The sequence below is a fragment of the Paenibacillus hubeiensis genome (genome assembly GCF_032334105.1).
Lineage (GTDB): Bacteria > Bacillota > Bacilli > Paenibacillales > Paenibacillaceae > Paenibacillus > Paenibacillus hubeiensis.
Window position 1 is genome coordinate 18,709 of record NZ_JAVYAE020000009.1, and the last position, 13,737, is coordinate 32,445.

16 protein-coding genes and 3 tRNA genes are annotated in these 13,737 nt (G+C 49.2%); 4 read left to right on the top strand and 15 right to left on the bottom strand.

All coding sequences use genetic code 11. The features are described 5' to 3' along the window. Positions 1 to 199 precede the first annotated feature (199 nt). Entirely contained in the window at positions 200 to 472 is a 273-nt protein-coding gene (locus RSX24_RS20865; RefSeq protein ID WP_236416557.1) for a hypothetical protein, read from the top strand. Positions 473 to 906: 434 nt separating this feature from the next. Here RSX24_RS20865 and RSX24_RS20870 read toward each other — a convergent pair whose 3' ends face one another. The 6 genes from RSX24_RS20870 to RSX24_RS20895 all read right to left on the bottom strand — a co-directional run bounded on the left by RSX24_RS20870 (position 907) and on the right by RSX24_RS20895 (position 7,292). Then, the gene (locus RSX24_RS20870) at positions 907 to 1,491 is read right to left on the bottom strand and encodes an LOG family protein (protein WP_339273680.1); all 585 of its coding nucleotides are present in this window, start codon (positions 1,489 to 1,491) and stop codon (positions 907 to 909) included. A gap of 239 nt (positions 1,492 to 1,730) precedes the next feature. Continuing rightward, positions 1,731 to 2,150, bottom strand: coding sequence for a hypothetical protein (locus RSX24_RS20875; protein ID WP_339273682.1), 420 nt, complete (start codon positions 2,148 to 2,150; stop codon positions 1,731 to 1,733). Positions 2,151 to 2,171: 21 nt separating this feature from the next. Next, positions 2,172 to 2,840 (bottom strand): uracil-DNA glycosylase, encoded by a 669-nt coding sequence (gene ung, locus RSX24_RS20880; RefSeq protein WP_236416561.1) that lies wholly within the window; start codon positions 2,838 to 2,840, stop codon positions 2,172 to 2,174. Positions 2,841 to 3,133: 293 nt separating this feature from the next. After that, positions 3,134 to 6,055, bottom strand: coding sequence for an insulinase family protein (locus tag RSX24_RS20885; protein WP_343261698.1), 2,922 nt, complete (start codon positions 6,053 to 6,055; stop codon positions 3,134 to 3,136). Positions 6,056 to 6,429: 374 nt separating this feature from the next. After that, positions 6,430 to 6,515 (bottom strand) — tRNA-Leu (locus RSX24_RS20890). 309 nt (positions 6,516 to 6,824) lie between these two features. Further along, complete coding sequence (locus tag RSX24_RS20895; RefSeq protein ID WP_236416565.1) at positions 6,825 to 7,292, bottom strand: general stress protein; 468 nt, start codon at positions 7,290 to 7,292, stop codon at positions 6,825 to 6,827. Between the two features lie 208 nt (positions 7,293 to 7,500). On the opposite strand from RSX24_RS20895, the gene RSX24_RS20900 reads away from it, so the two are divergent. Next, positions 7,501 to 7,737, top strand: coding sequence for a hypothetical protein (locus tag RSX24_RS20900; RefSeq protein WP_236416567.1), 237 nt, complete (start codon positions 7,501 to 7,503; stop codon positions 7,735 to 7,737). Between the two features lie 114 nt (positions 7,738 to 7,851). Here the strand turns inward: RSX24_RS20900 and RSX24_RS20905 are convergent, their stop codons facing one another. Then, complete coding sequence (locus tag RSX24_RS20905; protein ID WP_236416569.1) at positions 7,852 to 8,340, bottom strand: NucA/NucB deoxyribonuclease domain-containing protein; 489 nt, start codon at positions 8,338 to 8,340, stop codon at positions 7,852 to 7,854. Positions 8,341 to 8,615: 275 nt separating this feature from the next. Between RSX24_RS20905 and RSX24_RS32420 the strand changes: the two genes are divergently transcribed. Both RSX24_RS32420 and RSX24_RS20910 read left to right on the top strand, forming a co-directional pair. Next, positions 8,616 to 8,780, top strand: coding sequence for a DUF6199 family natural product biosynthesis protein (locus RSX24_RS32420; protein WP_486180157.1), 165 nt, complete (start codon positions 8,616 to 8,618; stop codon positions 8,778 to 8,780). Between the two features lie 327 nt (positions 8,781 to 9,107). After that, the gene (locus tag RSX24_RS20910) at positions 9,108 to 9,590 is read left to right on the top strand and encodes a hypothetical protein (protein WP_343261699.1); all 483 of its coding nucleotides are present in this window, start codon (positions 9,108 to 9,110) and stop codon (positions 9,588 to 9,590) included. Positions 9,591 to 9,694: 104 nt separating this feature from the next. On the opposite strand, the gene RSX24_RS20915 is transcribed toward RSX24_RS20910, so the two are convergent. From RSX24_RS20915 to RSX24_RS20950, 8 genes are all read right to left on the bottom strand, one after another. Then, complete coding sequence (locus RSX24_RS20915; protein ID WP_236416573.1) at positions 9,695 to 10,024, bottom strand: DUF1904 family protein; 330 nt, start codon at positions 10,022 to 10,024, stop codon at positions 9,695 to 9,697. Between the two features lie 163 nt (positions 10,025 to 10,187). Further along, on the bottom strand, positions 10,188 to 10,298 hold the full coding sequence (locus RSX24_RS20920; protein WP_236416574.1) for a YjcZ family sporulation protein: 111 nt from the start codon (positions 10,296 to 10,298) through the stop codon (positions 10,188 to 10,190). A gap of 110 nt (positions 10,299 to 10,408) precedes the next feature. Next, positions 10,409 to 11,071, bottom strand: a complete 663-nt coding sequence (locus RSX24_RS20925) for a hypothetical protein (RefSeq protein ID WP_343261700.1) — start codon at positions 11,069 to 11,071, stop codon at positions 10,409 to 10,411. 182 nt (positions 11,072 to 11,253) lie between these two features. After that, positions 11,254 to 11,430 carry a hypothetical protein gene (locus RSX24_RS20930; RefSeq protein ID WP_236416580.1) on the bottom strand — a complete coding sequence of 59 codons (177 nt, stop codon included), beginning with the start codon at positions 11,428 to 11,430 and terminating at the stop codon, positions 11,254 to 11,256. A 257-nt stretch (positions 11,431 to 11,687) separates the two neighbouring features. Next, positions 11,688 to 11,761: transfer RNA gene (locus tag RSX24_RS20935), tRNA-Ile, on the bottom strand. A 57-nt stretch (positions 11,762 to 11,818) separates the two neighbouring features. Further along, a tRNA-Met gene (locus RSX24_RS20940) sits at positions 11,819 to 11,892 on the bottom strand. A 69-nt stretch (positions 11,893 to 11,961) separates the two neighbouring features. After that, complete coding sequence (locus RSX24_RS20945; protein ID WP_236416582.1) at positions 11,962 to 12,126, bottom strand: hypothetical protein; 165 nt, start codon at positions 12,124 to 12,126, stop codon at positions 11,962 to 11,964. Positions 12,127 to 12,273: 147 nt separating this feature from the next. After that, entirely contained in the window at positions 12,274 to 13,722 is a 1,449-nt protein-coding gene (locus RSX24_RS20950; RefSeq protein ID WP_339273824.1) for an ABC transporter substrate-binding protein, read from the bottom strand. Positions 13,723 to 13,737 lie beyond the last annotated feature (15 nt).

Genomic DNA, 13,737 nt, shown 5'->3' on the forward strand with positions numbered 1-13,737 from the left:
GCTCCTTCGAAATTTTCATTCCTTGCCACCCCATTGCTACTATACTGACGATTTGTCACACGGGTATTAACAGAACGTATAATGAAGTCATTCAGCGGGCTTGGGGAAACACTCATTTTTGCGAACTCAATCTGCAAATCCACATAACATGGTATAAACCATAGAAAAGCAGTACACTCCGCCATAAGGAGGTTGACTTTTGAAGTACTCCAGCCCAAAAAATCGGAGCTCACCTTCCCGCCCGCATGCCTCCCCGTCAAAGTCGGCGTCCAGGCTCTCCAGACCTACCGTACGCACCAAAAGCTATTCCGCTCCAACGACAACCATGCCAAATACAATGGCCGAAGCCGACCATACGCTGGATAAACTCGCTGTCGTTGCCGCCATTCTCTCCCTGCTCGCGGCCATCCTCGGTCTATACATTGCTTGGAAAACCTTATACCACCCCGGCCAAACGGCCATTGTGGTATGAATCGATGCAGCCGGGCTGAACGACTCTTGTATTTGTCCTGCTTCCGTCAAACGTGTAAAAGCCGGGGGCAGGAAACCTTCCATTGATTTGATCCATTTTTCGCGAAACAACAAAAAAACCGTTCCCTGAGAGCCGGCAGCGAACCGGCGCCTCAACGGAAAGGCTGATGTATGGGGCCTGCGATCATACCCCTGACGAAATGTGTGATCCCTAACAGATGAAGGTGCGACAAATGATGACCAGCAGGATGAACAGGACGAGAATTGCTCCTGTCGACGTCCAGTCTCCGTAGCCACAGCAACCATAGTCCGTACCTTTGATTTCGCTCATGAGTGACACACTCCCCTCTTCGAAAGTACACTATAGTCTATGTGTCAGTCCTGAACTTGATTGGGCGAAGCGGAAGCTATGGCGTGAACAAACGGTGACTTTATTTAATCGGCACCAAGCTCCGACCATTTCTGAGTCAATGGTGCGGGAACGTAAGCTTCCATGCGGGCAAGCAGGTCGGCCGGATCCGATTCAAGGCTCCACAAGCTCAAATGGGACGTATTCGAAAATCCTTCGTGCACGCTATGCTCCACCATTTTCATCAGCGGTTCGTAATATCCGTTCACATTCAACAGTCCGACAGGTTTGCGATGAATGCCGATCTGTGCCCAGCACAACACCTCGAACAGTTCCTCGAACGTGCCCATGCCTCCCGGAAGCGCAATGAAGCCGTCCGACAGTTCGGCCATCGTCGCTTTCCGTTCGTGCATCGTCCCTACTTCAACGAGCTCGGTCAATCCGCTATGTACGATTTCACCGCGAAACAGACCTGTCGGCATGACGCCGATGACTTCTCCGCCTTGTTCCAGCACGGCATTCGCGACGGCTCCCATCAAACCCATTCGTGATCCGCCATAAACAAGCGCATACCCCCTGCTTGCGATCAATTTGCCCAATTGCACGGCCTGCTCGGTATATTCCGGTTGTCTACCAGGGTTGGACCCTGCAAATACGCATATACGCTTCACGGATGTCACTCCTTTTCTTCTCCATTGTTTTAGTATACAACTTTATTGTCATTCCCATGTTATCTCCGTTCGGCTTTTCCTGGCAAAAAAATACCCGACCGTTTGCAGCCGGCCGGGCTTTCAGTCTTTGCACATCATTTAGAAGGGGTTGTTACATTTAATATAAAGGCCGAAGATTAAATCCATATGATCTTTACATGAAATACATATTAAATTTCTAACACGCCAAGTAATGCCATTTAGCGGATGCCCCGCCTTGAACGTACAACGAAAAGATGCTTGTCCTTGCGAAGCTTCCGTCCATCGGCAATGACGACCTGGTCCTCGTCATGGCGAAGGATCGTTGTCGAGTAGGCGACGATTTTGGCGCGATGCCAGATCATGACCCGTGATTTGAAATAAATGGCATTGTCGAACTGCAATGCCTTCTTCATCACATAGCCGACTTTATGCAAGTCGGAACGGGCTTTTTTCAAAGGAAGGCTTTCTTCGGGCAGCGGCCTGATCATGGCGATGTTATCGAACGATACCTTGATTCGCTTGGGTCCAATTCGAACACACTCCGCTTCTTCATCCCATTCCACCAGCGTTCCTTTCAGTGGCTCGCGTATGCCGGATGCGCGATATACTGCTACCTTCCGTCCCTCCCAATGCCGCAATGCCCTCACCTCTCTGTCGTTCTATATTTGCGGTATGCTCCAGTCGATCGGCGCGACGCCATGGGAGCTTAAGAACTCATTTGCCTTGGAGAACGGCCTGCTCCCGAAAAAGCCGCGGTGGGCGGCAAGCGGGCTAGGATGTGCGGATTGCAGCACCAAATGCCGGTCACGGTTGATGAAAGCTCCTTTTTTTTGGGCATGACTGCCCCACAGCATGAATACCATAGGCTCTGAACGCTCGTTCAAGGCACGAATTACCGCATCCGTGAAACGCTGCCATCCAAGACCTTGGTGGGAGTTGGGTTGACCTTCACGCACCGTAAGCACCGCATTGAGCAGTAATACGCCTTGCTCCGCCCAGTGCACCAAATACCCATGCTTCGGAATGGGCAAGCCGAGATCGGCGTGAAGTTCTTTGTAAATGTTCTGCAAAGACGGCGGGATGCGCACATCCGGCATGACCGAAAAGCTTAATCCGTGAGCCTGACCCGCCCCATGATACGGATCCTGGCCAATAATGACCGCTTTGACCTTATGGTACGGGGTCAGTTTTAGCGCGGAAAACAGGTTTTCCTTGGACGGGTAAACGGTCTGTGTCTTATACTCCGCCGCAAGCGCGTAACGAATATCGTTGAAATAGTCCGCCTCAATCTCTTGTTGAAGCACCGTATCCCAATCGTTTCCAAACATTGCATGGACTCCTTTCCTTGATGAATGCATATCCGTGCAGTCCACACCGGGTCCTGCTGCCTGCGCAGCCGTTTGTTTGATCCAACGGCACATAAACTATCCACCATTTTAACATAATGGAAGACAGCTAGCCAGAAAGAAGGATACAGCATCGGATTGTTGACGTATGCATCGTGTATTCCCCCCGAAAAATCAATGAAAAAAGGGATTCCCCGAAGCGAAATAAATCCACCCCGAGAAATCCCTTGACTTGATCCGTCCTTTAGCTCCACCGTGCAAAAGCCTGCTGAAGCTTAATATCGTATCAGATCCAGCGTTTCATCAAATAACCCGCGCTGTTCTTCAATTTTATTCTCATTGCCGATGACACAGCGATACTCGTCTGCCAGGATCGCCGATACGAGCGGCGCAAAACCGACGATGTCGCTTTCCGTTGTGCCCAGCACTTCGTCGCGTTCCCGCTGAAGGTCTTCTTCCGTCACGTTGGACAAATAACACTCCAGGGAGAACACGCCTTCGCCATGAGGCGTACGCGGCGTATCCAGGTCCTGAATAGCACCGATAATGTACCGCGTCATCTCGCGCTCATCCGCTTTGAACTGCTGCAAGTATTGCGGCATTTCCTCATACACCTTGAACGTTTTCTCCAGATTGGGGTCACGATAGGAGGCCATGTAACTGTCGCCATTCCGTCTGAACCCCGTCATGCAGCCGTAAGCGCCGCCTTTGGCCCTGATATTCGTCCAGAGATAATCCAGGGAAAGAATGCCCTGCAGCACGCGCAGCGATCCGGTGTACCGATACCCTTTTGCGATGAAATTGCCCGTCTGCACCACATACTGCACCTCCGAAGGAGACTTGAACCCCTCCTTATGATTCACCGGCTTGAACGACGGATCTTCCTTGGGCACATCATGGGTGAACAGTTTTCCTTTCAGTTGGGACACGCGCTGCTCCAGTCCGGCATAACCTTCGTCATCCGCCGTATAGCTCACGAGCAGGTTTTCCGGCCTGAAAATAATGCCGGTCAGTTCCCTGAAACGGTCGGCAAGCTCCTCTTTCCGTTCCTCGTAATGGGCCTGAACCTCCTCCAGCCACTGATAGAAAGAAATGCCGCCCACGGCTTCCCGGAACGAGGCTACCGCAGAGTGTTTGGCCGAGGATCTGCCCATGGCGGCGGAATGGCCGCTGTTGATCAAGCTGCGCTGCAGCTGGCCCTTCAACTGGGAGATGATTTCGTACAGACGTTTGGAGTCATCGAACTTGGAGGTCAGAATGATTTCCTCGATCATGTCAAAGGCAAATCCCAATTTGCTGTACAGCACCTTTGCGCTGAATTCAAAGTTTGCCTTATAGGCGTTAAACTGCTTCGCATCGGCGCTCGCGCTTACATTGGCCGAAATGCCGCCGGAATGAATATGGATTTCGTTAGACAGATCGCTAAACGTGTGGTTCGCCGTATTGACGTAACCAAGCACGCTTTTCAGCAGGCCGACGTAGGGCAAGAGACGTTCCGGCACCGATTTGACGTCGAACAACAGTTTCAGGTATCCGATCCCGTTGGTGTACAAATTATGGTGAACGATCGTGGTGCCGTCTGCCTGTTTCAGCGTCTGATGCAGGACAGAGGCTTTCGGTTCAATATCCTCGATCGACAACGTCGGGATCGCTTGCTGCTGTTCTTTCGTCGACGGTGCATTCTGGTAGTCTGCGAGCGCCTGTGTCCGCTGTACCAGCTCTTGAACTTCCGTCTCGCTCAGTCCGGCCTGCAGCGCCTTCAGCTTCGCCTTGAGCGCCTCCTCCTTGCGCAAATTCAACCCTTTGTCGGGTGTCACCGCAACGAAAGAAACATGCGTATTGTCCAGCAAATAGCGCTGAATCAGTTGTTCAAAGTATCCTTCCTTCATCTTTGTTCTCAGTGCGTCATACACCTCATTGGCTTCAAGGTACATGAACGGCGCCTGATCATCGTACAACCAGCTCTGCAATGTCTGGAGACCGTAGATGAGTCCTTTCGGCATTCTGCCGAAATCGGCCTCGCGATGGTTGAACTCATAGGAATTGATTCCCGCGAGCAGTGCCTTTGGATCGATCCCGTCCCGCACAACGCTTTCAAGCACCTCGCGCACCGTATCGAGGAACACCTGTTTGCTCTCCAGATTACTCTTTTTGAGTCCAATCGTCAGCACAGGCTGGTACAAGCTGTCATCGTATGAACCGTATGCATCCTTCGCGATGCCCTTGTCCAGAAGGGCCTGCTTGAGAACAGCGCCTGGCGCGTTAAGGAGTGCGTACAACAAAATTTCGAGCGAAATGTTCAATTCTTTGTCCAACGTCGTTCCAATGACCGCATTGTACGTCAGGAAGCTGTTGTCGGTTTCCGATTCGGTGCTGCCGGCAGAATAACTCGTCACGACGTCCACGCGTTCTGCAAAAGGGGATTGCAGGCCGATGGCCGAATCCGGCTCTGTCCGATCATAATGGCTCAGATAGGCTTCATCCAGCCAGTTCAACTTTTCCTCCATGTCCATGTCGCCATACAAATAGATGTAACTGTTGGACGGATGGTAGTACTTGGTGTGGAAATCCAGCAAACCCTGGTATGTAAGGTCCGGAATGGCATCGGGAATGCCGCCTGACTCGTTGGAGTATGTCGTATCCGGGAACAGGGAATTCAGCACCGCACGGCGCACGACGCGTTCCGGCGACGAGAAAGCACCCTTCATTTCGTTGTATACGACCCCGTTGTACGTTAACTCGTCTTCGGGGGAAGCCAGGTTGTAATTCCAGCCTTCCTGCAAAAATATTTTTTCGTTTTCATAAATGTTGGTGTTCAGTACCGCATCCAGATAGATGTCCATCAGATTGTGAAAATCATGCGCGTTTCGGCTCGCAATCGGATATACCGTTTTGTCCGGATATGTCATAGCGTTCAAGAATGTATTGAGTGAGCCTTTCAACAATTCTACAAAGGAATCTTTGGCCGGAAATTTCTTCGACCCGCAGAGCACCGAATGCTCCAAAATGTGCGGTACGCCCGTATCGTCGCTCGGCGGCGTTCTGAACCCGATATTAAACACCTTATTGTCATCCTCGTTGGACAGCAGCAAAATTCTGGCGCCCGACTTCGTATGTTCCAACAGATAGGCGTCCGCTTTGAGTTCCTCAATCCTGCGCTCCTGCAATACTTGGTAAGCCTGAAGATTTTTCAACATATACCGAGTCCTCCATCATCAGAAATGGTTTGTGCCTGTAAAAATCTCTGTAATTTATCCCGCAAGATAAAGGTAATTAATGACTATTTCCTCATTATACACGATCACTCGCCGTCTTCCTAACCGAGGTTTTTTCCCGACAGAACGCCGTCTTAGATCCTATGTTTGGAGTTTTGCGATTATGAGATTAGCCTTCCGTACAGCTATTGCATCGGGCAATTTTGCATACTGCTTGCTTCGATCCTAAAGTTCGCCCCCAATCCGCCCCCCAAAGAAGAAATAATGCACTCGTTCCCTTTGAATCGGGAGAGTTCATTCAAAATACAAAAAAAGGAAATCCCTTATGTATTAAGGGATTTCCTTTTTTTAATGGATGCCGAGGACCGGGATCGAACCGGTACGGTAGTCACCTACCGCAGGATTTTAAGTCCTGTGCGTCTGCCAATTCCGCCACCCCGGCATATGTATGTCCTTCTTTAATTACTTGAGGCGACAAGAAATATAATATCATGTTATTAATCATTATGCAACATATTTTTTATAATTGTAATGAATAAACGTGAGTGCACAACCATCGCCCCATATTTGTCTCATGACATGGAAACGGGACTGCCGGACAAAGCCGGCAGTCCCTCTGGAAAATCCGAGTTGCGGTCTCGAATTTTCAGATCAACCATCTATATTAAGGGAGGTGTGAGTAAAGAATACATCGCCAACATTAAAAGAACCTAAAATGCGCCTTAAATTAAACTAAAAAGAATACAAGCTTTCAAGCCTGCGGTTTTTCCTCCATACTTAGAATCGGAATAACTTCATCCAACTCGGAGTCATCACACTCCACTACAACGATTAAGCCACCGTCAAGCAAAAAAGTTTCATACATCTGCGCTTTCGTCTCGGATATGCCCGCTTCGGTCAGCATCAGCACCAGATCGTCCGTGCCTTCGCCAATTTGATTGCCTGCCAAACGCCGGACAGCTTGCCCCACCGTCTGAATCTGGTCCTTGCGCTCATCCAACGCGGCCAATACTCCTTTGAGCGCTCCAAACGCACCGTCTGTGCCGCCTCCTTTCAAAGGCTTAGGCAATTCGGTTTGCTCGCTTACCCGTTCCAAATCCAGTTGTTCCTTCGCCACGACGCCAAGACGATCCTTCGCGATCCCGACAAGCTTTAACCTGTTGAGCATCAGTATCGCTTCATTTTCTGTGCTTGCCATGCCAATCAGCAATTGAGTCATATCCATTCCTCCTCGGACCGCTATCTCATTATGAGTTCTTTATGTTCATTTACCCGTTTTGCGCTTCATGTCTTTCATTTTCCGGTGAATTCACGGCATGCATTTCTGGAAATCGATACCTAGTTCTGATAGACTACATAAAGAAGCCCAATTAACCATTGATATTAAAGAATATGTTTTCATATCCCATGTTCAGGAGTAATGTCTTATGAAAAAAGAGGTAGATATTGCCATTCGCCGCAAACAGCAAATCGTGGTTCGCAATACGAGCGGGCAAACCGTTACCGGAACTCCCGAGCGTTCGGCCGACTCATCCATATTGACCCTTAGAACTGTGCAGGGAAACCTGTGGATTCCCTTTGACGAAGTGGAACAGGTTACCCGGATATTGAGCATCCGGTCACACCATCTGAACGGCCTGCAGATGACAGCTGCCGACCTGTAACGATGGACCAGAACACTCCGGCACTTTCGGGACGTTTTTTTCTTCATCCAAAAATTTCAGGAAAAAAGCTGATTCGCAAGGGGCTTGTCTCCTTGAAATCAGCTCTTTTGAATATTATTTGACTACGAATCGAACCCGGGTCCCGTCCGGATATGTACTGAGTTGATTCCCGACCCAAGATCCTGCTCCACGGTTATCCTTTGGCGTAATATATTGGATATCCGCATTCGCGCCGCCTTCGGCGCACATGGCCATCGGCCATTCGTCGCGATCATACCCTTTTTTGACCGGCACGCCCTTAAGCGACAATTCCCGATTGGCTTCGGCTCCGTCCCGATCGATGGTGCAGACATCGGAATGCCCTGCTTTAATGGCGGATTTAATATGCGCTGCAGTCTCGGGGTAGCGTTCGGACGGAAACGTAATCGTGTGATCCACACCCTGAGTGGTGCCCTGATCAAGCCATGCAGGCAAATCCAGCGGGATCTCTCCCTTAAACCAGGCAAAGAACAGCACCACCATCAAAGTAAGAAGCGTCAAACCCTTCTTTTTTAAGCTGCCGAATCCTTTGTTTCTTCGTTTTTTTCTGTGCGTTCTGCTCATGCTGCCTCCTCTCATTCCCTTTGCATTATAACAGAACGTCCGTTCGCCAAACAATCCTTAATATGTATCATTCAAGCGAATTCGTTTATTCCAACCGATTCAAAACCCGGCTCGATGTGGTAACATATCATTACGTTAGACAACACAAACATCTTACTCGTTACCGACAGCACGATCCTGGCTATTCTATCGAATACTGACGCCTAGTCATTAAGGGAATCGGATCATGCCCATGAGGAAGGATGAACGGTATGCGAACCCTCTTTTTTATCTTTATGACATTATGCATCATTAATTTCTGTTTCCCTAAAGTGGGCTGGTATTTGCGTTATGGCTGGATCACGCGAGGGGAATCGGAGCCCGAAAGCTCACATATGATTTTTGTCCGAATGACAAGTTTGGTTATGCTGATTGTGGCTTTTACCCTTTCCGTCGGCTGAAAATAAAACGATGAAGCAGCATTCCTCCAGGAATCGCTGCTTTTTGCCGTTCAATGAGCAAAAAATGATAATTTTATTTGTGGAATGGCGCTACATGGCATCTTATTATAAAATGACGGGCTTGTTGCCGACATCCGGTATCTGAGAAAGGGTCTTATTCTTATGAACATTGCATTTTATCCTTATTGGGCGGCGAAAACACTACTTTCTTTTGTTCATGTAATATACATTACAGTCATCACCATCATGATTTATGGACTGACAGACTCCTTGCTCTGGGCTTTTTTGTTTCCCATTATGCAGGTGGCAGTACGGAGTTTCGCAGGCTTGTCTGTTTCATCGCGAATCAAGCACTTTGCTTCTTCACGACTCTTGATCGGTATGCTTGCAACCAAAACATTGCTGCTGTCTGCAATTGCAGCCAGCCTCCCCTACTTGAAGCAGCATCTTCCCATCCTGTTCGCCGCTGCCTTTCTGTTATCCCTGCTGGAAGGGTGGGAATCCGCATTGCTTCATGCTCTGCCATGGTCGGCAGGTCATGCTTTGGAAACCGAAATCGCCAAGGCGAACAGCCTGCTCTCTTTTTCCAGTCATACCGCCACCGTTGTCGGATTGCCTATCACCTTTTTGGCAACGGTACATTGGGGGGCCGCGTCCACATTATGGAGTTCGGCCGCATTATCGTGGACCACGCTTGTCTTTGCGATCGCGTTTGTGCTTTTGATCCAGGAAAAGGAAAACATCTATGCGAAACGTGCATCGAGGGCATCCCGGTTCGAGATCAAACAGGAAGACAGACGGCAGTTTTAATGAACTCTTGTCATATCCACCACACCAAAAGACGAGCAGCTTGCGCTGCTCGTCCATACATGCTGAAGCCCTATGTTCGCGCCTCCACGGTTGACCGCTTCAGCTTAGTCCAACGGATAGTCCAACAATGGTTTACCCTGTTTGTAATATAGCGAAGGAGATAAAATGTTAAAAAAGATATGCGCATCAGGCACTCCGGCCTCAGCCAGGATCCCATGTATGCTGGATGCCATACGGTTGTGAACATCCTGATGCCGCTGAAACATCAAAATTTCGACGGACGCCGGCGAAGGCGTAAGTGCTTGTACATCATACCGTTCCGCCTTTACTCTCTCTTCCGGAATATTGAATACAAAAGCCATCTGCTCGGTAATTCGGGGTACGACTTCCTCCAATTGATTACCTGTAAATCCTCTAAAGCGAATAAACGGCATGCAAATCCCTTCAATCTCTGATATAGTCTCTTATGTGATTTTAAGCACATTCTTTTCGGTTGTCAAATGACCCGCATGCCGCTCATTCCCCATGTTTCGCGCCAAGCTCCGCCGTCAAGCGGCGGAGCCCAGCCGAATCACAAGGATTTCAGGGGTATCCAGCTTATACCCAGAAGGATTTTGTGATGATTACGAGAAGGATGAACAACACCAGAATTGCACTTGTGGAAGTCCATACTCCGCCATTTCCACAACCGTATCCAACTTGACTCATTTGATTGGCCTCCTTTGAATTTCAAGGTATGCCATAAGATATGCGAATTCAATTGGAATGACCGGGCCATATCCCAATCTACAGCGCCCAAAATCAAGGAGTTTGTCTCGCTACTCCACGGCGACATCTGCTTGCTTGCCGGTTCCCGTCCGGATCCGACCTCTTCCTCCATCGCTGTTTAGAATGACCGTGCGAGTACGCGTATCGTTTCGAGCGGCCAACAGCACCGTCCCATCCGGAGCAATGCAATACGCGATCGGGATGGACACTTCAGAATCGCGATAGAAGCCGTCTCCATGGCTTGACCCCATAACGAGGCATCTGTTCTTCACCGCAATGCCGCGAGCGGCTTCCAGCCATTCTTCATACTGCTCTTCACTGAACATGCCCACCCCGATGGAATGCATCAGGATGTCCACCTTCCCTATTTCTTCATTCTCAAACCCCTGAAGTACCAGCTCATCGCATAGCAATGTACTGATCCTCCATCCTTGCTCCTCTACGGCCTCAGCTGGCGTATATTTCGCCTTTTCCAACACGATCTTGCCTTTTGGGTCAATGACGATGGAACGATCCTTCGGACGTTCATTCAGCCTGCGATGTCCGGACACGATCATGGTTCCGTACCTTGCCGCCAGCTCACGCGCTTGGTCCACGTTCTGGTTCAAATACCCCTCCGGAAACAGCAAAATATCCGCATCGTTGTCCATGAGCTCCTTTTCCAACTGCAGAAGCCCATCCTCAAGCTTCGGTTGACCGATGACAATTTTCAAGCCCAACTCCCCCATTCTTCGTCATTAAAAAGCCGGTTCATACCCCATAAAGAGGTACGAACCGGCTTAAAGGCAAGCACGCGCCGATTGGGTCACGTACTGCAACTCCTTCAAGAGCAATGGTCCGCAAGCCGAGAAAATGCCTCAATCCCATTGCCTTTACAGTTCAGGTTGATATGTAATTATGCTTTTCTATGCTCAATTCTATCATATATCTCTTGTCCGTCATAGCTCCGATCTGTTGTGACGTCCCGCATAAACCGGATGCCTTCCGGGCTTCCGAGCTCAGCCGTTCCTCCGGCCAATGCTCCCATAATCATGGCGAAAGGATAAATCATAATCGCTAACATTTTTTTCACGATGCCCCTGCCTCTTTCCTATTTGGATTTTTATTCTATATATATACGACATAAGTTTCATATCAGTTTCACATTCCATGCAATTGCTTAGGATGATAATAATATATGCTAGATTCGAGAAAGCTATGGACAATCATGGAATATGGAAAATAGGGCTATCGCGTGAGGGAACGTTCGGTATAATGACGAAGAGCAGATCCAGGAAGATATGTTAATAGACAGAAAAAAACCCTTGCTGCGCAAGGGCTTTGAGGAAATGGGTCCTACAGGACTCGAACCTGTGACCAATCGGTTATGAGCCGACCGCTCTAACCAACTGAGCTAAGGACCCTCACCAAAAAAGTATAACGTTCACATGATGGCTGTTTAAACATCGAGTGAAACTTGATTGCGGGGGCAGGATTTGAACCTGCGGCCTTCGGGTTATGAGCCCGACGAGCTACCGGGCTGCTCCACCCCGCGTCAGTAAAAAATCAAAATAGCGACTTAATTAATATACACCATTTATATCCTATACGTCAAGGGGTAATGTCAGGGAATAAATCGAACACCATATCTCCCTTTTTTGGAACGGAAAATCTCGATCTCTGACGGGTCGCTGTATCCATATAACCAACCATCATGTTCAAGCCGCTTGGCCAAACAGCCTGCTTGAAATTTGGTGGCGTAAAGCTTGCTAAAATATATCCAATGCATAGGTCACCCTCCTTTCCAATCCATTGCTCAATATGTAGAATACCCCGCTTGCTCCAATTTTATATCCTGCATGCTTAAAGTCAAAAAAAGCTGCCGGAGACCAAATCTCCGGCAGCTTCAGGATGAAGCAAATTAAAACATGACTTCTTATGGGTTAAATGTCGCTTTTGGGTCCTTTTTCAACTTTGCCAGCATTTCGTTACCCTTAGCAGCCCATTCGGCAAGTGCTTCCTTCGGTGTTTTTTTGTTCTCCAGCACTTGGTTGAAGTACTCCATGCCTTTATCGCTAACTTGCCACAGATTCGGCATCTTCTGGTACATTTTGTCCAGATTCGTATTGGTCGGCGGAATCGGTTTTAACGTATAGAAGGCCTGAATGTTGTAATCCATGCCATCCTTCGGCTTGATGAAGCTCTTGCGGGAAACCATCTCATAGGCGCTGCGCGCTTTGATTTTTGCCCAATCCTCGCTGTTCATGTATTTGATCAGTTCCCAGGCATCATCCGGATTTTGCGCCGAACTGTTGATCGCCATCAAATTGCTGAGATAGATGTTGCCGCCGATTCCTGGCGCTTCGGGATGCACGGGCGGTGTGACGACCTCCCAATCCACTTTCGTGAACCCTTCCATTTTATCGGCGTTTTTGTTGGCATCGATCAACTGGTTGATGTAACTATAATCGCCTAAAGCCATGGCCGTTTTGCTGCTGAGGAACAGATCGCCCTGCAGCGGGTTGTATCTTTCGCCACTGCTTTGGTCCATCTGCTCATCCCCTTTCGGGGTAACCTTGTCAATGGCGAGCTTGCTGATCTTGCTCCATACTTTTTCCCACTGAGGCGAATCGACCGTCATTTTCTCCGCCTTATCGTCGAAAATTTTCAGTTGAAGCGCGCTATAGTACTGTTGCATCGAATAGTAGGGCGATCCTCCTTGCCATGTGCTGAACGCAAATCCAAACACATGGTCCTTGCCTTCGCCGCTGGTAACGCGAGTCGCCAGGTTAAAGATGTCGTCCCAAGTCATGTTATCCGTCGGCGGCTCTACGCCTGCCTTCTGGAAGATCGCCTTATTGTAGAAGAGGGCGGACGAGGAAAACGTTGGCGTCAACGCATAGATGCTCTGATCTCCGATGTCTTTGATGCCTTCCAGCACGCTCGGTACGATATCGCTCGTGTCGAACTTATCCTCTTGCATAAGCGGATCAAGTTGTTTCAGCATGTTCTCTTGGATCAACGACCTGATCGTTGACGTATCGGCCACAACCACGTCCACCGGATTGTCTCCGGTCATGATTTTTTTGATGCTCTCCATCGTATCCGGAACTTCCTGCTGCTCATCCGTGTTGCCGTAACCGTACATGCTGCCCTGCTCAACGGCTGGTACAACCTCAATCGTAATATTCGGATGTGTCAGCTCAAAGGCATCCGTAAACTGCTGGCGAAAATAGCTATCGTCTGTATTGCCCCACAAGGTGGCCACACGCAATACGCGCTGCTCGTTGTCCTTCGATTCGCTTGCCGTGCAACCTGCAAGCAGCGGCAATGCCAGACTGGCTGTAGCCAATATGCCCAGCACACGTTTTCCCCACATCTTCATTCCCCAATTCCCCCT